Annotated in this window: 17 protein-coding genes; 7 read left to right on the top strand and 10 right to left on the bottom strand. The window is 60.5% G+C overall.

What is annotated here, in order from left to right:
* Position 1: 1 nt before the first annotated feature.
* The 5 genes from ccmB to IB144_RS11325 all read right to left on the bottom strand — a co-directional run bounded on the left by ccmB (position 2) and on the right by IB144_RS11325 (position 5,258).
* Complete coding sequence (gene ccmB, locus IB144_RS11345; protein WP_004891310.1) at positions 2 to 661, bottom strand: heme exporter protein CcmB; 660 nt, start codon at positions 659 to 661, stop codon at positions 2 to 4.
* Complete coding sequence (gene ccmA / locus IB144_RS11340) at positions 658 to 1,281, bottom strand: cytochrome c biogenesis heme-transporting ATPase CcmA (protein WP_004175727.1); 624 nt, start codon at positions 1,279 to 1,281, stop codon at positions 658 to 660. Before ccmA ends, ccmB begins: the two co-directional genes overlap by 4 nt.
* An 83-nt stretch (positions 1,282 to 1,364) precedes the next feature.
* Complete coding sequence (locus IB144_RS11335; RefSeq protein WP_004184337.1) at positions 1,365 to 2,705, bottom strand: cytochrome c; 1,341 nt, start codon at positions 2,703 to 2,705, stop codon at positions 1,365 to 1,367.
* 10 nt (positions 2,706 to 2,715) lie between these two features.
* Positions 2,716 to 4,500, bottom strand: a complete 1,785-nt coding sequence (locus tag IB144_RS11330) for a GMC family oxidoreductase (protein WP_002908285.1) — start codon at positions 4,498 to 4,500, stop codon at positions 2,716 to 2,718.
* Between the two features lie 2 nt (positions 4,501 to 4,502).
* The gene (locus tag IB144_RS11325) at positions 4,503 to 5,258 is read right to left on the bottom strand and encodes a gluconate 2-dehydrogenase subunit 3 family protein (protein ID WP_014907442.1); all 756 of its coding nucleotides are present in this window, start codon (positions 5,256 to 5,258) and stop codon (positions 4,503 to 4,505) included.
* 501 nt (positions 5,259 to 5,759) lie between these two features.
* Here IB144_RS11325 and IB144_RS11320 point away from each other — a divergent pair.
* Positions 5,760 to 6,131, top strand: a complete 372-nt coding sequence (locus IB144_RS11320; RefSeq protein ID WP_002908289.1) for a VOC family protein — start codon at positions 5,760 to 5,762, stop codon at positions 6,129 to 6,131.
* A 7-nt stretch (positions 6,132 to 6,138) separates the two neighbouring features.
* On the opposite strand, the gene IB144_RS11315 is transcribed toward IB144_RS11320, so the two are convergent.
* The 3 genes from IB144_RS11315 to IB144_RS11305 all read right to left on the bottom strand — a co-directional run bounded on the left by IB144_RS11315 (position 6,139) and on the right by IB144_RS11305 (position 10,133).
* Entirely contained in the window at positions 6,139 to 7,209 is a 1,071-nt protein-coding gene (locus IB144_RS11315) for an ABC transporter ATP-binding protein (protein ID WP_065888655.1), read from the bottom strand.
* The gene (locus IB144_RS11310) at positions 7,202 to 8,971 is read right to left on the bottom strand and encodes an iron ABC transporter permease (protein ID WP_040164510.1); all 1,770 of its coding nucleotides are present in this window, start codon (positions 8,969 to 8,971) and stop codon (positions 7,202 to 7,204) included. The genes IB144_RS11315 and IB144_RS11310 overlap by 8 nt, the downstream gene beginning before the upstream one ends.
* A 73-nt stretch (positions 8,972 to 9,044) precedes the next feature.
* Positions 9,045 to 10,133 carry an ABC transporter substrate-binding protein gene (locus IB144_RS11305; protein WP_002908297.1) on the bottom strand — a complete coding sequence of 363 codons (1,089 nt, stop codon included), beginning with the start codon at positions 10,131 to 10,133 and terminating at the stop codon, positions 9,045 to 9,047.
* 302 nt (positions 10,134 to 10,435) lie between these two features.
* On the opposite strand from IB144_RS11305, the gene IB144_RS11300 reads away from it, so the two are divergent.
* Together IB144_RS11300 and fdhF are read left to right on the top strand one after the other, a co-directional pair.
* Positions 10,436 to 11,515: a malate/lactate/ureidoglycolate dehydrogenase gene (locus IB144_RS11300; protein WP_004148647.1), complete on the top strand. Its 1,080-nt coding sequence runs from the start codon at positions 10,436 to 10,438 to the stop codon at positions 11,513 to 11,515.
* A gap of 246 nt (positions 11,516 to 11,761) precedes the next feature.
* Complete coding sequence (gene fdhF / locus IB144_RS11295; protein ID WP_048290593.1) at positions 11,762 to 13,912, top strand: formate dehydrogenase subunit alpha; 2,151 nt, start codon at positions 11,762 to 11,764, stop codon at positions 13,910 to 13,912.
* Between the two features lie 42 nt (positions 13,913 to 13,954).
* Here the strand turns inward: fdhF and IB144_RS11290 are convergent, their stop codons facing one another.
* The gene (locus IB144_RS11290) at positions 13,955 to 15,112 is read right to left on the bottom strand and encodes a M20 aminoacylase family protein (protein ID WP_004148649.1); all 1,158 of its coding nucleotides are present in this window, start codon (positions 15,110 to 15,112) and stop codon (positions 13,955 to 13,957) included.
* A 295-nt stretch (positions 15,113 to 15,407) separates the two neighbouring features.
* Here IB144_RS11290 and IB144_RS11285 point away from each other — a divergent pair, with 295 nt between their 5' ends.
* From IB144_RS11285 to IB144_RS11270, 4 genes are all read left to right on the top strand, one after another.
* Positions 15,408 to 16,607: an MFS transporter gene (locus IB144_RS11285; protein WP_040242305.1), complete on the top strand. Its 1,200-nt coding sequence runs from the start codon at positions 15,408 to 15,410 to the stop codon at positions 16,605 to 16,607.
* Positions 16,608 to 16,723: 116 nt separating this feature from the next.
* A complete protein-coding gene (locus IB144_RS11280) occupies positions 16,724 to 17,158 on the top strand; it encodes a VOC family protein (protein WP_004151163.1) in 435 nt (144 codons plus the stop codon).
* A gap of 565 nt (positions 17,159 to 17,723) precedes the next feature.
* Positions 17,724 to 18,956 carry a multidrug efflux MFS transporter MdtM gene (locus IB144_RS11275; RefSeq protein WP_002908368.1) on the top strand — a complete coding sequence of 411 codons (1,233 nt, stop codon included), beginning with the start codon at positions 17,724 to 17,726 and terminating at the stop codon, positions 18,954 to 18,956.
* 36 nt (positions 18,957 to 18,992) lie between these two features.
* A complete protein-coding gene (locus IB144_RS11270; RefSeq protein ID WP_048270749.1) occupies positions 18,993 to 19,385 on the top strand; it encodes a VOC family protein in 393 nt (130 codons plus the stop codon).
* 127 nt (positions 19,386 to 19,512) lie between these two features.
* On the opposite strand, the gene IB144_RS11265 is transcribed toward IB144_RS11270, so the two are convergent.
* Complete coding sequence (locus tag IB144_RS11265; RefSeq protein ID WP_074440770.1) at positions 19,513 to 20,100, bottom strand: DUF1062 domain-containing protein; 588 nt, start codon at positions 20,098 to 20,100, stop codon at positions 19,513 to 19,515.
* Between the last annotated feature and the right edge of the window lie 118 nt (positions 20,101 to 20,218).

The raw sequence follows: 20,218 nt of genomic DNA, 5'->3' as shown, positions 1-20,218 counted from the left end.
GTTATCGCACGGTCAGCCGCAGCGCAGCGGCGGTGGCGAACGGACACAGGGTGGCGCTGGCGGTTAAGAACGCCGCCAGCATCGCCAGATAGCCGCTGACCGGGAGCCCGGCGGCCGCCGCCTGGCAGGCCGCGGTGGCGAAAATCAGCAGCGGCACCGCCAGCGGCAGCACCAGCAGGCTCAGCAGGACGCCGCCGCGCTTCAGGCCGACCGTCAGGCCAACCCCCACCGCGCCGAGAAAACTGAGCGTCGGGGTGCCAAGCAGCAAGGTCAGCGCCAGCACACCGGCGTCATGCAGACTCATCCCCAGCAGCAGCGCCGCCAGCGGCGAGACGATCAGCAGCGGCAGGCCGCTCATCATCCAGTGGGCAACCACCTTCACCAGCACCACCGCCACCAGCGGCGTCGGCAGGAGCATCAGTTGCTCCAGGGAACCGTCCTGCCAGTCGTCGCGAAACAACCGATCCATCACCAGCAGCGCCGCCAGCAGCGCGGCGACCCACACCACGCCCGGCGCAATCTGCGCCAGCAGCTGCGGCGCGGCGCCTACGCCGAACGGAAACAGGGTGATGACGATCAGAAAGAACCAGAGCGGATTGAGGATCTCCGCCCCGCTGCGCCACGCCAGGCGCAGTTCCCGGGCCAACAGCGCACGCATCATTGCCCGCCTCCAGCGTCGCCGCCGAGGCGCAGGGTGCGCAACGGACAGCCCAGTGGCCGCAGCGGCTGGTGGGTGGTGAGGATGGCGCATCCCCCCTGCCGGGCGTGCTGCTCCAGGCGACGGGTCAGGGTTTCCATCGCCGTGGCGTCGAGGGCGGTGAACGGCTCATCGAGGATCCACAGCGGCGCGTCGGTTAACCACAGGCGGGTGAGCGCCACCCGACGCTGCTGCCCGGCGGAGAGCTGGCTCAAGGGGAGATCTTCATAGCCCGCCAGGCCGACGGCAGCGAGGGCGCTTTCCCGCTGCTGAAGGCGGCTGGCCGGAAAGAAGAAACGCAGGTTTTCATCGGCGGTCAGCGCCGCGTTAACGCCGGGTTTATGGCCCAGCCACAGCAGCTGACGGTGAAATGACTCCCGGACCTTCGCCAGCGGCTGGCCCTGCCAGCTCACCACCCCGCTTTCCGGGCGCGCCAGGCCGCAGAGGATCCGCAGCAGCGAGGTTTTCCCCGCGCCGTTATCACCGGCGATCTGCAGCAGCTCGCCGGCAGCGAGGGACAGCGTCAGCGCCGCAAACAGCGGTCGATCGTCAACGATGCAGGTCAGTCGCTCTGCATGCAGCATGAAGGCAAACTCCTTGATTCAGACAGTATTTTACGTCGTCGCTAAGTATGGGTTGCGCCGCGCGGGCGACGCAACCCTGACGCTTACTGTCCGGCCCCCGGCAGCTTCGAGATATCGGCGTTGCCTAACGCCTTCTCATCATGCGCCGCAGTCTCCTTACGCACCTTCGCCACATCGCTGGCGCTGACCGCCGGCGCGTTGTTGCCCCAGCTGGTGCGGATGAAATTGACCACATCCGCCACCTGCTGGTCGTCCAGGCGCCAGCCGAACGACGGCATGGTCAGGTTGGAGACCGCATCTTTCACCGCCGGCGTGGTGCTCCCGGTCAGAACGATGTGGATAAGCGAAGTGGCATCTTCCGTCTGTACCACCGGGTTGCCCTTCAGCGACGGGAAGGCGCGCTTATAGCCTACGCCGTCGGTGCGGTGGCAGGCGGCGCAGTTATCGACGTACAGTGCGGCGCCGGTTTTACTGTCGTTACCCTTCCACAGATCTTTCGCCACGCTGTCTTCCACCGGGGCTGGGGTCTGTTTGCCGCCGCGCGGCGGGAGCGACTTCAGGTAGCGGGCGATGGCGGTGATGTCGTCATCAGAGAGATACTGCAGACTATGCTCCACCACATCGCTCATGCCGCCGAAGACCACGGATTTATCGTTGCGTCCGGTTTTGAGGAACTCGGCCAGCTCGGCTTCGCTCCAGGTCCCCAGACCGTCGCGGTTTTCGCCGCGCAGGCTGGAGGCGACCCAGCCGTCAATCGGCGCATTGCTGCCCGCCAGGTAATCATCGCCTTCGCTTTCGCTGAGCGCTTTTTCCTGCATCGTCAGGCTACGCGGGGTATGACAGGCGCCGCAGTGGCCCAGGCCTTCCACCAGATAGCGGCCGCGCTCGAGCACCGGGTCAACCTGCGGGTTGGCGACAAAGTCGCTCGGCGTCGGGGCGAAGATACCGCGCCAGAACGCCAGCGGCCAGCGCATCGACAGCGGCCATGGGATGTCGGTGTCCTTGTTGGCGACATTCACCGGCTCAACGCCGTGCATAAAGTAGGCGTACATGGCGCGCATGTCCGCTTCGCTGATCCGCGCGAACGAGGGATACGGCATCGCCGGATAGAGCGTGGAACCGTCTTTCCGCACGCCCTTGCGCACCGCGTCGTCGAACTCTTCGAAGGTGTACCCGCCGATGCCGTGTTCTTTATCCGGCGTGATATTGGTGGAGTAGATGGTGCCGATCGGCGTCTCCATCGGCAAACCGCCGGCGAAAGGTTTCCCTGCTTTGCCGTTGGTGTGGCAGGCGACACAGTCCCCCGCCCGCGCCAGATACTCCCCCTGCTTAATCAGATTGCTGTCCGCAGGCGCCTCTTCGGCAAAAGCCGCGCAGCTCAATGCCCCAAGCACCAGGGCCGATAACCATTGCATTTTCATCATCTGCCTTCCTTTATGCCTGCACCAGGGGACCCGGATTTTTCAGATACTGCTCACGGATCGCCTTCGCTGACCAGTAGGCCAGCGCGGCCACCGTGCCGGTTGGGTTGTAGCCCAGCCCCTGCGGGAACGCGGAGGCGCCGATGACGAAGACGTTATGCACGTCCCAGCTTTGCAGATAACGGTTAACGGCGCTGGTTTTCGGATCTTCCCCCATCACCGCCCCACCGTTCATATGGGTGGTCTGGTAGGTGGTGGTATCAAAGTGGCTGTTGGCGTTTTTTGGGCTGCCGAGGATATATTTCGGCTTCATCGCTTTGGCGATCGGCGCCATCTTATCGAACATAAACTGCGCCATCTTGATGTCGTTTTCCTGCCAGTCGAAGGTCATGCGCAGCAGCGGCTGGCCAAAGACGTTTTTGTAGTTCGGATCAAGATCGAGGTAGTTCTGCCGATAGGACTGGTGCGCGCCGTGGGCATCCATCGACAGGTGATGGGTGTAGGTATCGGCCACCGCCGCTTTCCACTTGCTGCCCCACGCCGGGGTGCCCGGCGGTACCGGGAAACCGGAGATGGGCTTGGTCCCGGCCTGGTTGACCCAGAACGGCGAACCGCCGACAAAGCCCGCCGCACCGTGGTCGAAGTTGTCGGCGTTGAAGTCGTCGACGCCGACGCCGTTGCCGCCCGCGCCGATAAACGGGTTGGTATAGGTGTCTTTGTCGAAAATGGCCTTGATGGTGGTCATGTTCTGGTAGGCGAAGTTACGCCCTACCACCCCTTCGCCGGTCTCCGGATTGTACGGTTTGCCGATCCCGGAGAGCAGCATCAGGTGCACGTTGTGGAACTGGAAGGCGCCGATAATCACCAGGTCCGCCGGCTGTTCCATTTCGCGCCCCTGGCCGTCGACGTAGGTCACGCCGGTGGCGCGGGATTTGTCGTCGGTCAGGTTGACCTTCAGCACGTTGGCGTTGGTCCGCAGCTCAAAGCGTTTTTCCTGACGCAGCGCCGGCAGAATGTTCACGTTCGGCGAGGCTTTAGAGTACATGTAGCAGGCGTAGCCGCTGCAGAAACCGCAGAAGTTGCACGGGCCCATCTGCGCGCCGTAGGGGTTGGTATAGGAGTCGGAGGTGTTGGCCGACGGCAGGTTATAGGGGTGATACCCCACTTCCAGCGCCGCTTTTTCAAACAGTTGCGCCGACCAGGTGTTTTTCTGCGCCGGCAGCGGGAAGTCGTCCGAGCGGTCCGGGGCGAAGGCGTTGCCGCCGCGGCCTTTGCCGACGACCTTGCCTTTGATCGACCAGGCGGTCCCGGAGGTACCGAATACTTTTTCCGCTTTATCGAAGAACGGTTCCAGCTCGTCGTAGGTGACGCCGAAATCCTGGATGATCATATCCTGGGGGATGAAGTTTTTGCCGTAGCGTTCTTCATAGTGGCTGCGCATCCGCAGCTCAATGGGATCGACGCGGAAATGGACGCCGGACCAGTGCAGCCCGGCGCCGCCCACGCCGGTACCCGGCAGGAAGGCCGCCAGCTGGCGATAGGGCACCGCCTGCTGGCTGGTGTTATGCCGGATGGTGACGGTGCTTTTCGACAGATCCTGGAACAGCTTGCGGCGGATGTTGTAGGTCAGCTCATCAATCACCTGCGGATAGGCGCCGTCCGGCCAGGTGTCGCGCATCGGGCCGCGCTCCAGCGCGACGACGTTGAGCCCCGCTTCGGTCAGCTCTTTGGCCATGATCGCCCCAACCCAGCCGAAGCCGACGATCGCGACATCGGTTTTTTTCAATACGGTGGCCATGATTACGCCCTCTCCCCATTAATTGATACCGGCGGGAAGGGGTAGCGTTCGCCCCGTTCAACCCAGTCCATAAAGTCGGCGCGCGCGCCGGGAAAATTAATCAGCGTCCAGCCGACCATGCCTTTATTGCCGCCATGGATCGGGTCGCTGAAGAACCCTTCGCGGGTGTTTTGCAGCAGATAGGTGAAGAACAGCGAGGCCGGCAGCTGTTTGAACTCGGCTTTACCCGATTCCCACAGGCCGAGCGCCTCGTCCTGCTGCTCGCTGCTCAGTTCAGCGAAGGTTTTATGATATTTGTCCTGACACCACGCCTCGGCGTCGGCGATCCCGAGGTTATAGATCTGTTTGGGCACCAGCGGCAGCTGATAACCCATCTCTTTCGGCACGTCGGGATTGAAGGGCCCCTGCATATACCAGATGGAGCCGGTGGCGTAAGGGGTATTGAGCTGGCGGTCGATAAACTCCGGCACGCCGGCCTCTTTGGCGCCGGGACCGAGTTCATCCGCCGGGATTAAGCGAGCGACGGCGGCGTTGATAAACGCCCACTCACGATCGTTGAAGAACTGCGGCTTCCAGTCGCTGGCCGCCGCGGTGTTCCCGGAGGCTGGCTCTGAAGTGGGGGCCGCCTGCGCGGTCGCGCTGGTGGCCACGCCAATAGCCCCTGCTCCCGCGCCGCCGATCACCACCGTCGGGATCAGCGCCATCGATTTCACCAGGAAATCACGCCTGGAATTGTTGGTTTTCTCGCTCGACATCATCAAATTCCTGTCATTGAAAATTACTGTTTTTGTCGCTGACAAAACCAGTGAATGTCGTGCTGGAACCGATACCATTGCGCTTTTAAACCGCTTAGCGTCTGGCCCGGCCCGGCAAGTCGGATAAAACATCGCCAGAGGCGATATCATTTATAGGGTTATCGTTTGGATAGTAGACGATTCTCAACGCAACGCGGGAAATCGGAGAGAAATTCACCGGTCTGTCATCGTGAGAAGAGTGCTGCCATAACCTTGAGGCGGTAAACCAGCGGCATTCACACCGCGCTGAGCTTACCCATGCGCCAAAAAAGAGTGACTTGTATCACAAATGTTATTTTTTGTTTATGGTACATGGCAGATTAAACGTCTGTAAATACTCGTATTAGGAATAATTAAACATTTTGAGCTGTTAAAAAAGTTAATAACCGTTGTTAACTATCTTGTATCTATTGTCCGGCTAGCGCGTTCAGCTGGCGATATCCCGTCCACAGGAGAAGAGAAGATATGTTCGATCATGTGAAATTCGGCGTTAGCGACTATGCCGCCAGCAAAGCGTTCTTTTTGCAGGCCCTGGCCCCGCTTGGCGTAACGCTGGTTGGCGAAGGCGAACCGAGCTACGGCGCAGAGCTGGCCGGCAGCGGCGATGCTTCTCTATGCCTCTATCAAAGTGCGGAAAAACCGGCGCCGCTGCACATTGCCTTTCGCGCCGACAGCCGCGAGCAGGTCGATGCCTTCTGGCAGGCGGCGCTGGCCGCCGGAGGAAAGGACAACGGCGCGCCGGGGCTACGGCCAAACTACCACGCCAGTTACTACGCCGCGTTTGTGATTGCGCCAGACGGGCACAATATTGAAGCCGTGTGCCATCTGGCGGGGTAACGGGCGGCTACCGCTGCGGAAAAATCCACACATCCTCCGCCGGGAGCGTCAGATGGCAGTGTTCGGCATCGCGCAGCGCCGTTCCGTAGGCGCGCAGCGGAAAGTCGTCGCCTTCGGTACGGAACAGGTACTCCCAGCGGTCGCCGAGGTACATGCTGGTCAGCAGCGGTAGCTGGAGGCTATTATCCTGCGCGGCGCCGTCAAGTCGCAGGCGCTCGACGCGGATCACCGCCGTCGCCGGCTCGCCAACGCTAACCCCCTCGCCCGCTCGCCCCCACAGGCTCCAGCTGGCGCCTTCGATCCGCGCCCTGCCGTTCTCCAGCGCCATCACTTTGCCGTGCAGGCGGTTATTGCTGCCCATAAACTCAGCGGCGAACAGCGTCGCCGGGCTGCCGTACATCTCCTGCGGGGTCCCCTGCTGCTCAATGACGCCATTGTTCAGCAGCAGAATACGATCGGAGATGGCCATTGCTTCATTCTGATCGTGGGTGACCATCAGCGCCGAGAGGCCCAACTTAATGATCAGCTCGCGCAAAAACACCCGCGCCTCTTCGCGCAGCTTGGCGTCAAGGTTGGAGAGCGGTTCATCCAGCAGGATCACCGGCGGGTTGTAAACCAGCGCCCGGCCGATGGCCACCCGCTGCTGCTGGCCACCGGAGAGTTGGTGCGGATGGCGGTTGCCAAGGTGCCCCAGCCCCAGCTGTTCCAGCACACGCTGCACCCGCTCTTTTATCTCCCCGGCGGCCACTTTACGCAGCTTCAGCGGATAGGCCACATTGTCGAACACCGTTTTGTGCGGCCACAGGGCATAGGACTGGAACACCAGGCCGAGGTTACGCTCTTCGGCCGGGATCTCGCTGCGCGGCGTGCCGTCGTACACCGTGCGGTTGCCGATGGCGATCCGTCCGCTCGTCGGTTTTTCCAGCCCGGCCACCGCCCGCAGCAGCGTGGTTTTCCCGCTTCCCGAAGGCCCCAGCAGCGATACTACCTCCCCCCGGCCGAGCGTCATGGACACCCCCTTCAACACCGGGTTGTCGCCATAGGTGAGATGCAGATTTTCTACCGATAACTCAATCATGTAATTTCACTCCAAAGCGCAGGGCGATACCCAGGCCAATCACCACCAGCAGAATATTGATAAAGGAGAGCGCCGCGACGATATCGATGGCCCCCGCCGCCCACAGCGACACCAGCATCGAGCCGATGGTTTCGGTACCCGGCGACAGCAGATAGACGCCAGTGGAATACTCGCGCTCAAAGATCAGGAACATCAGCAGCCAGGAGCCAATCAGCCCATAGCGCGACAGCGGAACGGTCACGTGGCGGGTGATCTGCCCCCGCGAGGCGCCGGTGCTACGCGCCGCCTCCTCCAGCTCCGGGCCCACCTGCAGCAGCGTCGAGGAGATGAGCCGCAGGCCGTAGGCCATCCACACCACGGTGTAGGCCAGCCAGACGCTGAAGATGGTGTTGCGCAGGGCGCGCAGCTGCACGATAAAGTGCTCCCGCAGCCAGTCGGCCACCGGCAGCGCCGAGAGCCAGCCGTGCTTCAGCGACTGATCGAGCCACATCGGTACAAACAGGAATACCCACAGGAAGGCCAGGCCGGCCAGCAGCCCCGGTACCGCGCGCGGGACCAGCACGCTGTAGTCGAGAAAGCGGGTGACGTTGTCCGCTTTGCGGTGCATGGCGATGCCGACAAACAGATAGCAGATCACCGCCAGCGCGCCGCCGATGATGCCGATAGCCATCGAGTTGACGATCGCCCGCAGCAGGTTGGGCTGCTGCCAGATATTGTGGAACGTCGCCAGCGACAGCTCATCCCACAGCGACACGCCGACGCCCCAGTTGGAGATAAAAGCGCGCAGCGCCACGCCGAGCAGCGGTACGCCGATGGTCACCGTCAGCCAGGCCACCACCACCGCCCCGGCCACCCAGCGCCATTTGCCCAGCGGCAGCGCCCGCGCCTGGGACGCCTTGCCCTTCATGGTGACAAAGCGGTTGGCGGTGCGCATCAGCCGCCGCTGGAGCATCACCAGCGGGATGGTGATGCAGATCAGCACCACCGCCACCGCCGCCATCAGATGGTAGGAGGGGGTGCCGAGCTTGTTGGTCAGCTTATAGAGATAGGTCGCCAGCACCATGTTGCCCTCAGGGTCGCCCAGCACCAGCATCAGACCGAAAACCTCCAGACCGAGGAAGAAGAGCAGCACGCAGGCGTAAAGGATGGATGGCCGCACCATCGGCAGACTCACCGAGGTCATCACCTGCAGCGGCGTGGCGCCGACGGTGCGCGCCGCCTCTTCCACGTCGGAACCGACGCTGCGCAGCGCCGAAGAGATATAGAGATAGGCATGCGGAACGTGAGTTAAGCCGGCGATGACCACAATGCTGAACATCGAGTAGATATTCCACGGCACAAAGCCGATCAGCTGCTGCGCCCACTGGGAAAAGAAGCCTACCGGCCCGGCGGCCACCACGTAGCCAAAGCCCAGCACCATCGGCGAGACGAAGATCGGCACCAGGATCAGCGGCTCAATGATCCGCCGGCCGGGTAAATCGGTGCGCACCATCAGAAACGCCAAAATACCGCCCAGCGGAATGGCGATAATCACCAGGCCAAAGGCCAGAATAAAACCTGACCTTAATGCCAGATAAAAATCCGGGTCGGTAAAAATAAAGGCGAACGCTTCCAGACTCCACGATTTGGAGCGGGAAAAGAATGGCGCGGAGAGAAAACTCTGCACCACAATAAATAACAGCGGGACATAAATCACCAGCGCCGTGATGCACACCACCACGCCGCGCGGCAGCCCCTGCCACTTTCTGCGTAATACGTTCATGGTTCATCCCTTCGGTCAGGTGAATAAACCCGCCGGGTGTGAATAGGGGCATCGGCGATGCCCCAGGGGAGGATTATTTCGCGGCGGCGCTGCGCCATTGTTTAATAAACTGCAGACGTTTTTGCGGCTGTAAATAATCGAGCAGCGTTTCGTTGACCGGGATCGGTTTTAACGCTTTGCCCAGCAGCGCGGTCATGCCGTCGATATCATTTTTACCTGCAATATCGCGACGAATAGAGGGAATATCCGCCTGGCTGGCGAGGATCTGCTGGCCTTTTTCCGACAGGACATAATCCAGCCACAATTTCGCCGCATTGGGATGTTCGCTCTCCTGGCTAATAAACGAGACGCGGGAGAGCACCAGCACGTAATCTTTCGGATAGGCAATACCTAAAGAGGGATCGTTTTTCGCCCGCGCTTCGGCATAAGAGCCAAGAATGTTATAGCCGATCAGGTTTTCGCCGGAGGAGACGCGCTCCATCATTGTGCCGGTGGAGGACTGCACCGTCAGGCCGCCTTTGGCGATATTCGCCAGGTCGGCAAAATAGTTCGCGTCGGCCTGGCTGTCCTGTACCGCCAGCATAAAGCCGAGGCCCGATTTTTCGATATCGTAGGTGGTGACTTTGCCTTTAAATTTATCGGCCTGGCTGGCGATAAGTTTTGCCAGCGCGGTATGCGAATCCGGAACCTCATTCTGCGGGATCAGCCGTTTGTTATAGATAAACACCACCGGCTCGTAGGTAGTGCCATAGGCTTTTTGCTGCCAGACCGCCCAGTCGGGTAATTGCTTCACCTCCGGCGAGGCATATTGTTCGGCGTATTCGGTGGCTAATTTCAGCGCGGTATCCATCGATGAGCTCCACACCACATCCCCGCTGCCGCCCCCGGCGGCCTGTTCGCTGATATAGCGGTTATACAGCTCGGTACTGTTCATGTCGTTATATTCGACTTTGACGCCCGGGTATTGCGCTTCAAATCCCTTAATTAACGGCCCGGCCGCTTTGGTGTCGGTCGTGGAATAGATCACCACCTTGCCCTCTTTTACGGCGGCATCAATCGTTTTTTGATAATCCGCGGGATAGCCCGCAGGCACCTCCGCCCAGGCGGCACAGGCGAAAACGGCCGTCAGTGAAACCACTAAACCACTTATTTTCTTATACATGATACCAACCTTTAATCATCAATTAATAAACACAAATTTAACATATAGTGGTATCAGCTCCCCTTGCAACGACGGGGATGGCTTTTTTCTGGCTTTTGTGACACTGGCAGAATTTAAAAATGTGGTGTTTATGGCGTTAATTAAAACGCGATCCCGGCCCGGTTTTTTATCGTCTGTCGTATGCGCAGGCGCTGGCGCAGCGGCATGTCGCCGGGAGACGCCGCCCTTGACCTTCTGCGCCGGGCGGCGCAGCATAAAACGGCAAACATAACAAAATAACAACAGACTACAGGAGAGAATCAGTGCCTACAGGACACCGCTTTCTGGCGACGGATCTGCATCAGTTTGTCGTCTCACTGTTTACCCATCTCGGCAGTACCCCAGGGGAAGCCACCCTCGTCGCGGACCATCTGATCGCCGCCAATCTTGCCGGGCATGACTCCCACGGCGTCGGGATGATCCCCAGCTACGTCAAATCCCACGCCGGTGGTTTTCTGCAGCTCAACCGCCACGCCACGGTGACCAAAGACGCTGGCGCCGTGGTCACCCTCGACGGCAACGCCGGCTTCGGCCAGGTGGTCGCCCACGAAGCGATGCAGTTAGGCATTGAAAAGGCGAAGCAGCACGGTATGGCGGCTATCGCCCTGCGCAATGCGCATCACGTCGGACGCATCGGCTACTGGGCCGAACAGTGCGCCGCCGCCGGGCTGATCTCCATTCACTTCGTCAGCGTCATCGGCGACCCGATGGTCGCCCCGTTCCGCGGGAAGGACAGCCGCTTCGGCACCAACCCGCTGTGCGTGGTGTTTCCCCGCGCGGGCCATCCGCCGCTGCTGCTGGACTACGCCACCAGCGCCATCGCCTTTGGTAAAACCCGCGTCGCCTGGCATAAAGGCGAAGCCGTGGCCCCCGGCTGCCTGATTGACGCCGAGGGTCGACCCACTACCGACCCGGCGGTGATGCAGACCTCGCCGCTGGGCGCCCTGCTCACCTTCGCCCAGCACAAAGGCTATGCCCTGGCGACGCTGTGCGAAGTGCTCGGCGGCGCGCTCTCCGGCGGGCAAACCACCCATCAGGAGAGCCTGCAGACCAGCGTCGACGCCATCTTTAACTGCATGACCACGGTGATCCTGCGCCCGGACGCGTTCGATGCCCCGGACAGCCAGGCGCAGACGGAGGCCTTTATCGCATGGTGTAAGCAATCGCCGCACGATGCCGATGCCCCGGTGCTGGCGCCCGGCGAATGGGAGGCCGCCAACCGCGAAGCGCGGCTGGCGCAGGGGATCCCGCTGGATGCCGGCAGCTGGCAGGCAATCTGCGCCGCCGCGCGCGACGTCGGCCTGAGCGAATCGCACTTCGACCGCTGCCGCCCTCTCGCCTAGCCACGTGTTACCCCGCAGAGCGTCTGACGTCGGCGCTCTGCGTCATCGTCATTAGTGACGAGGTCATGCTCCCGTCATCAATCTCTTTTCATTTTTCAATACAGATCAATAGTTTAAATTCTGGCACAAGACCTGCATAGCGCAACAGGCCTGCGTCTGCATCACCACCAGGCGATACCGCGATCGTTGCCCGTCGGGCCCGGCGCGACAGCGATCCTCAGTTCACTGTTAACAGGTCTGTTACTGATGAAAAAAATCACGAGCGTGTGCCCCTACTGCGGGGCGGGTTGCAAACTTAAACTGGTTGTCGACAACAATAAAATCATTCGCGCGGAGGCCGCCGACGGCGTCACCAACCAGAACCAGCTGTGCCTGAAAGGCTACTACGGCTGGGATTTTCTTAACGATACGCAGCTCCTGACGCCCCGTCTTAAACAACCGATGATCCGCTACCAGAAAGGCGGCGCCTTCACGCCGGTCAGCTGGCAGGAGGCGATTCGCTATACCGCCAGCAAGCTCAGGGAGATCAAAGAGAAGCATGGCCCGCGCGCCATCATGACCACCGGCTCCTCGCGCGGCACCGGCAACGAAACCAACTATGTGATGCAAAAGTTCGCCCGCGCGGTGCTGAACACCAATAACGTCGACTGCTGCGCCCGCGTCTGCCACGGCCCCTCCGTCGCCGGGCTACAGCAGGCGCTGGGCAACGGGGCGATGAGCAACTCGATTAGCGACATCGAAAACTCGAAGTGCCTGCTGGTCTTTGGCTACAACTGCGCCGACTCCCATCCCATCGTCGCTCGCCGGGTAATCAAGGCCCGGGACAACGGCGCCAAAATCATCGTCTGCGATCCGCGGCGCATTGAAACCGCGCGCATTGCCGATCGTCATCTGCAGCTCAACAACGGCAGCAACATGGCGCTGGTAAATGCCTTCGGCTATGTGCTGCTGGAGGAGGAGCTGTACAACAAAACCTATGTCGAACGCTATACCGAAGGGCTGGATGCTTACCGCGAGGCGGTGAAGGATTACGCCCCGGAAGCGGTGGAAGGGATTGTCGGGGTCAGCGCGCGGGAAATCCGGGAGGCGATGCGCATGTTCGCCGCCGCCCCATCCGCCACCATTATGTGGGGCATGGGGGTCACCCAGTTTGGCCAGGCGGTGGACGTGGTGCGCGGCCTGGCAAGCCTGGCGCTGCTCACCGGCAACCTGGGACGGCCCAACGTCGGCGTGGGGCCGGTCCGCGGGCAAAACAACGTACAGGGCGCCTGCGATATGGGCGTACTGCCGAACCTGTTTCCCGGCTATCAGGAGGTCACCGACCCCGCCGTGCGGGCGAAATTCGCCGCCGCCTGGGGCATCGACCCGGCGCTGATGGACGACCAGGTCGGCACCCGCATCACCGAGGTGCCGCATAAAGCGCTGACCGGCGAGATCAAAGCCTATTATATTATGGGCGAAGATCCGCTGCAGACCGAAGCCGACCTCGGCCTGGTGCGCAAAGGCATCGAGGCGCTGGACTTCGTGGTCGTGCAGGACATCTTCATGACCAAAACAGCGGAAATGGCCGATGTCCTGCTGCCGGCCACCTCCTGGGGCGAGCACGGCGGCGTCTTCACCTGCGCCGACCGCGGGTTCCAGCGGTTTGAACAGGCGATCCCTCCGGCGGGAAATGTGAAGCGCGACTGGGAGATCATTAGCCTGCTGGCCAGCGAATTGGGCTATCCGATGCACTATGAGAACAACCAGCAAATCTGGGACGAGATGCGCGAGCTCTGCCCGCTGTTCTACGGCGTGACCTGGGAGAAAATGGGCGATATGGGCCATGTCCAGTGGCCGTGCCCGACCCTCGATCATCCCGGCACGCCGTGGCTGTATAAAGACAACCGCTTCGACACCCCCTCGGGTAAAGGGCAGCTGTTCGCCACCGCCTGGCGCGCGCCGGCGGAGCGCCCGGATGACGAGTGGCCGCTGGTGCTCTGCACCGTGCGGGAAGTCGGGCATTATTCCTGCCGCTCGATGACCGGCAACTGCGCCGCGCTGCAGTCGCTGGCTGACGAGCCGGGACGGGTGCAGATGAATCCTGCGGATGCGCAACGACTGGGGATCACCGACAAACAGCTGGTGTGGGTCAGCTCCCGGCGCGGGAAGGTGATCTCCCGCGCCGACCTCAGCGATCGCATCAATCCGGGGGCGGTCTATATGACCTATCAGTGGTGGGTGGGCGCCTGCAATGAGCTGACCCAGGATAACCTCGATCCGATCTCCAAAACGCCGGAAACCAAATACTGTGCGGTGAAAGTGGAAGCGATTGCCGACCAGCAATGGGCGGAGCGCTATGCCTGGACGGCCTACAGCGACATGAAAGCGCGACTGAAAGCCGCTGCCGACGTCTGACCTCAGGGAGCGCAGCGCGCTCCCTCTGCCGCTGCCGGTGGGTTACGCCGCCGGCAGCTGTTTCTCCACCAGCCCCACCCACATGGCGACGCCGGGGCCGATCAGCGCATCGTTAAAGTCATAGCTGGCGTTATGCAGCGGCTTCGACGGGGTTTCGCCGTCGGTGCCTATCCAGAAATAGGCCCCCGGACAGGCCTCCAGCATGCAGGCAAAATCTTCGGAGGCCATCGACGGCGCCTGATTCCAGCGCACCGCTTGCGCGCCGAGAGTGGCGGCAGCCACCTCGCGCACCTGCTGCGCCTGCAGCGCATGGTTTTTGGTCACCGGATAACCCGGGAACCAGCTAATCTCGCCCTGCACATCGGACACCTGCGGCTGGGTCGCCACATAGCTTTCGATAAGCTCCCGCACGCGGGCGCGAACGCGATTGCTCAGGCAGCGGAAGGTACCGCGCAGCACCACGGTGTCCGGCAGGACGTTGATCGCCTCGCCGCCGTTTATCTGGGTGATGCTGACCACCGCGGAATCCTGCGGCGACAAGCGGCGGGAAGGAATGGTCTGCAGCGCCATTATCAGCTGCGCCGCCGCGACGATCGGATCGGCCCCGCTCTCCGGCATCGCCGCATGACAGCTCTTTCCGCGCAGGGTGATCTCGAAGGCGTCCAGCGAGGCCATCATCGCGCCATCGCTGAGCGCCACTTCGCCAAGAGGGATCCCCGGCCAGTTATGCAGCGCGTAGATGGCGTCCATCGGGAAGCGCTCAAACAACCCCTCTTCAACCATTTTGCGCGCGCCGCCGAGGTTCTCTTCCGCCGGCTGAAAGACAAAGTGGACGGTGCCGCTGAAATGGCGGGTCTGCGCCAGATGGGCGGCGGCCGCCAGCAGCATCGCGGTATGGCCATCGTGGCCGCAGGCGTGCATCACCCCGGGACGGCGTGAACGGTAGCTGACGCTCCCCAGCTCGGTGATCGGCAGGGCGTCCATATCGGCGCGCAGGCCGATAACCGGCCCGGGGCCGTTCTCCAGCGTCGCCACGACGCCGGTGCCGGCCAGCCCGCGGTGCACCTGCAGCCCAAACGAGGCCAGCAGCTCCGCAACGCGGCGCGAGGTCTCCTGTTCCTGATATCCGAGCTCAGGCGCGGCGTGAAATTCACGTCGCCAGCCAACGGCTTCGGCGATCAGTGACGGCGATACGGCCATGTATTACTCCTTTCCTGCATAGCGTAATGCTGAATAATCGGTCATGCGTCGCGTTTTTCCCCGTCGCTCACCGGCGTCGGGGCGCTGCCGCTCCCTCCGTTATATCCTGTCGTTACCACGCTGACAACGTCACGAAATGCGGCGGCGGCGCGGCGTACAGCCCACCTGCTGCCCTGCGGCCCTTTTTTGGTAGTGATTTCAACGGTGACAACGGCCAGTCGATTAATTATTATGCAACTCAGGACGGCAATTTGCCGAAGGATCCACTACTGACCTCTCCGTCATCGGAAATAAAATGTTTAACCCAGACCAGAATCGTCTTGCCCCCACGCTGGCGATGATCATGGCCGCGTCGCTTGTGGGATTTATCACCGGCTATACGGTGCCGTTAATCAGTCTTGAGCTGGCGCAGCAGCAGATCGCGCCGCTGTACGTCGGCCTACTGGCCGCCCTGCCGCCCGCCGGCATGATGATCTCCTCTTTCCTCTCTCCTGCGCTGTGCCGGCGCATTGAAATGGGCGTGCTGCTGAGCGGCAGTCTGATCCTGCTGACGCTGGCGACCATCGCCTCATGCATGACTACCGATATGACGCTGCTTTTGCTGCCGCGCCTGCTGACCGGCCTGGCCTCCGGGGTCATTATCGTACTCGGCGAAAGCTGGATCACCGGCGGCGCGGCGGGCAGCCAGCGCGCTACCCTCACCGGTCTCTACGCCTCGGCCTTTACCGGCTGCCAGCTGGCAGGGCCGCTGCTAATCTCCGTCGGCCCAGCCTGGCAGACATCAGCGCTGATCGCGATTGTCGCGGTCACCGCCGTCTGCCTGCTGATGCTGCGCCATCTGCCCACCGGCACTCGTGAAAGCCTCGGGGAGCGCGCCAGCTGGCGCAGCCTCGGCGCCTTTCTGCCGGTACTGGCCTCCGGGGTCTTCTGCTTCGCCTTCTTTGACGCCAGCATCCTCGCCCTGCTGCCGCTGTACGGCATGGACAAAGGGCTGAATGAAGGGCTGGCGGTGCTGCTGGTCACCGTGGTGCTTACCGGAGATGCGATGTTCCAGACCCCGCTCGGCTGGCTGGCCGACCGGGTCGGGATTCGCCGCGTGCATCTGAGCTGCGCGGTGGTTTTCAGCCTGTCGCTGCTGGCCCTGCCGCTGATGCTCGGCTCGCGCATTCAGCTGATGGCCATTTGTCTGCTGCTGGGCGCCGCGGCGGGCGCGCTTTATACCCTGTCGCTGGTGCGGGCGGGGAAAACCTTCAATGGGCAGAAGCTGATTATGATTAACGCCCTGTTCGGCTTTTTCTGGTCCGCCGGCAGCGTTGCCGGGCCGGTAGTCAGCGGCATGCTGATCGGCATCACTGGTTACGATGGCCTGATCGTCACCCTGGTGGCCAGCGGCGTGCTGTTCCTGTTGATTCAGTGTCTGTGCAAAAACGAGAAAACCCTGCTTGCCAGTGAGCAGGAAGATGACATGGACGAGGCGACAGAGTCCGCACGGTAGTCCTCACGGGCTGGCCTGGCGCCAGCCCTTTTTTATGGCCCTCACCGGAGGGTATCCTGTTCTTGCTGGCTCACTGCTGTTAACCATTGCCGGCCCCCCAGCCGAGAGGAAATCCCATGGAAAGTAATACCTTACATCGTGGCAGATTGATCGATCATATTCTGCTGGTTGTCGAAGACTTTGAGGCAAGCAAAAACTTCTATACCGCCGTACTGTCGGCGCTGGAGATCCCGGTTATCACCACCGCCAATGAATACTTGCTGGCCGACGAACTGGTGGTGGCCTCACGCCACAGCCCGGAGGCTGCCGGGAAACTGACTGGGCGCCACCACCTGGCATTCCAGGCCAGAGATCGTGACATGGTCGACGCTTTTTACCATGCGGCGCTGACCCATTGCGGACGTGATAACGGCGCGCCTGGCGAACGACACTATCATCCTGGTTACTATGCCGCTTTTGTGCTGGATCCGCAGGGGAATAATATTGAGGCGGTGTACCATGGCAAGGCTGAGCGCAGCGCCGGGTCTGTTGCGATCAGCTTCACGCAGTAAGCGGGCGAAAGTCACATTTCCTTACCTGCGCAATTCCCATAATAAATGTAGGTGTTATCATTTCTTTGATGAATAATTCATACCCATAGCTGAGGCGTCGATGCTGGACAACCTAATCATCTGATAATCAGACTTCCGACCATCACTGGCCGGACTGATTATCACTGCGCTGAAATCGAATGCGGACACTGGCGAGTGTTCGCCTATTTTGCCCATGATGATGACACAGGTTTCCCGGTATGAATGTTTCCCCTCAGGAGCAAGCGACTTTATTCATTCTCGTCCCCTGCGGACAAACGCTCCACATCCACGCGATGGCAGCGAGACCCCTCCCTCGCATAAGAAACGTCACCCCCAGCCAGTTAACCCGGTGCGTTATCCCTCTGCCATGCTCGATCACTCCCTCTGCATGCCGTTGCGTTGCCTTACCCAATGACCGTCGCCGGGCGAATTTTATCTTTCGGTTTGTCATTCCGCGGCCAGCCTGTGACGACAGCCGCAAGGGATCCACATCAACCAGGCCCCGATACCAGGGAAACCGTCACCGACCAGGGAGTCTTCGCGTATGAAATTAGCGTTGGGACCGTACATCCGTTTTAGCAGAATCTTGTTATTTCCGCTGGCGATGGTTATCTATGATTTTTCTGCTTATCTGACTACCGATCTCATTCAGCCGGGTATTATCCACATCATCCGGGAATTTGAGGCTGATGTTGCGTTAGCCCCGGCCTCTGTCAGCCTCTATTTAGCCGGGGGGCTGGCATTACAGTGGCTGCTGGGGCCGCTCTCCGACCGCATTGGTCGCCGCCCCGTACTACTGACCGGAGCCATCATCTTTGCTTTGGCCTGCTTCAGCATGATCTTTGTCACGTCGATTGATCAATATCTTATCGCCCGTTTTATCCAGGGAACCAGTATCTGCTTCATTTCGACAGTCGGTTATGTCTCCATCCAGGAGGCTTTTGATGAAAAAGAGTCTATCCGCATTATGGCGGCGCTGACATCCATCGTTTTGCTGGCGCCGGTAATCGGGCCCCTGGCGGGCGCTGGCCTGATGAATTTCCTGCACTGGAAGTTATTGTTTGCGATCATCGGCGCCATGAGCTTGCTGGCCTGGGCGTTACTGATTTTTAACATGCCAGAAACGGTCACCTCTCAGGGCCGGGGGTTTCGTCCGGGAGAGGTATTTTCCGAGTTTGTCCGCGCCTTTAAACAGCCGGTGGTGCTCACGGGCGCGCTGGCGTTGTCATTCAGTAACCTGCCGATAATCACCTGGGTAGCACTCTCTCCGGTGATCCTGATCGATGACGGCGGGATGTCGCGCGGCGCCTATGCCTGGACCCAGGTGCCTGTCTTTGGCGGCGTTATTATTGCCAGCATCATCGTGGCCCGTTTTATCAAGGATCCGACCTCTCCCCGCTTTATCTGGCGCACTATCCCGATACAGCTGACCGGGTTGTTGGTATTACTGGCGGGAAATATTGCATGGCCCCATACCTGGTGGTGGTCCGTTTCAGGAACAAGTCTCTATGCCCTCGGAACAGGCCTGTTGTTCCCCGTATTATTCCGTTTTGCGCTTTTTTCCCACTCCCTGCCGAAAGGGACGGTTTCAGCCACCATCAACATTGTGGCGCTCAGTTTTATGGCGGCCTCGGTGGAAGTAGCGCGCTGGGTTTACTTCCAGGCTGGCGGCAGAATAGCCTTTCACTGCCTGGCGCTGATAGCGGGAATCGTCGTCATCATGCTGGTCTCGCGCTTGTTAAAACTCCGTCAGCAACATCTTCTTCAGCCAGCCTGAAGGTTTAGGCCTTTTTGCCCGCAACAGGAGAACACTATGTTTTCATACATTATGCTGGGAACGAACGATCTGCCACGCGCCATCAAGTTCTATGACCCGTTAATGGCGCTGCTGGGACACGTCAAAGCCGGCCGTAACGAACAGCGGGCGTCCTGGGGCACCTTCAACGGCAATCACACCTGCGGGCTGTGCGTGGGTGTTCCTTTTGACCAGCAGCCTGCCGGGGTGGGTAATGGAACGATGGTGGCGCTTAACGCCCGCTCCGTCGCACATATTGCGGAACTGCATGCCCTCGCCCTGCAACTCGGCGGACGTGACGAAGGCGGTCCCGGTCACCGGCCGCAGTATGGCGACGGTTTTCACAGCGCCTACGTCCGCGATCCCGACGGCAATAAGCTGGCGTTTGTTTACTATGCGTCTGCAGATTGAATGGCTGCAGCGGAGGTGGCTTATGCAGACGGAGATAAGGGAGTCAGGACGGCCAACTTCGCCGTCCTTATTCACCGAGGAATAAAAAGCCAGCAGCTCAAGCGCTGCGGCTTATCTTCCCGGCAAGTTATCTACCGCAAAGTGATAACGTAATCCGGCGTCGCGCATACAGCGTTTCCGCCGCCAGCTGAAAATCATATTCCATCGCCTTCAGCTTTTTCGTCTTGAGCTGTTTTAGTGGAATACCCTCGATATGCCCTGTCGCGACCAACCACCGGATTTCAGCCGTACTCAGCTTGAGCTGTTTTTTCAGTATTGATAGCAGGCTGACGCGAAATGGCTGACTGACTCTGACGCGCACCGTTATCCGCGGGCACGCCATCAGCGTCACCGACCATTGCTCCTGAATACGAAAATTGGGTTGCCCCGACGGCTCGGCGCGGTTGCGCTTCAGCGTCGCGAGGTCAGCGGCATAATAGTGAACCATGGCTGCATCGTTCTGCATCAGGCGCTGAAGCAGTTCACGGTTTATCTTGCTGACGTGCAGCCTGGAAAACAGGGCGATATTCCAGGTGTAATCGCAGCGCGTGCATTTATAGATGCTCCAGATATCCAGCAGCTTCTTTTGCGAATTCACCCGGATGGCGCCGGAAGGCGCGAAGTCGCGTTTTACATTGCAGGCGGGGCAGCGTTTGGCAATGTGCTGATACCCCACGGGCGTGACCGTCCATGTAACTGTCATAACGTACCTTTTTTAACCCATACGAAACCGAGTCCGTCATTAACGGACCATGATTTTTGGCGTATGAAAAATAGTTAATCGCTATTTTTCA

Origin of the sequence: Klebsiella sp. K4, assembly GCF_014596785.2 — a bacterium.
GTDB lineage: Bacteria > Pseudomonadota > Gammaproteobacteria > Enterobacterales > Enterobacteriaceae > Klebsiella > Klebsiella pneumoniae.
The sequence above is the reverse complement of the archived record's forward strand: the minus strand, read 5'-3'. Positions and strand labels throughout refer to the sequence as shown.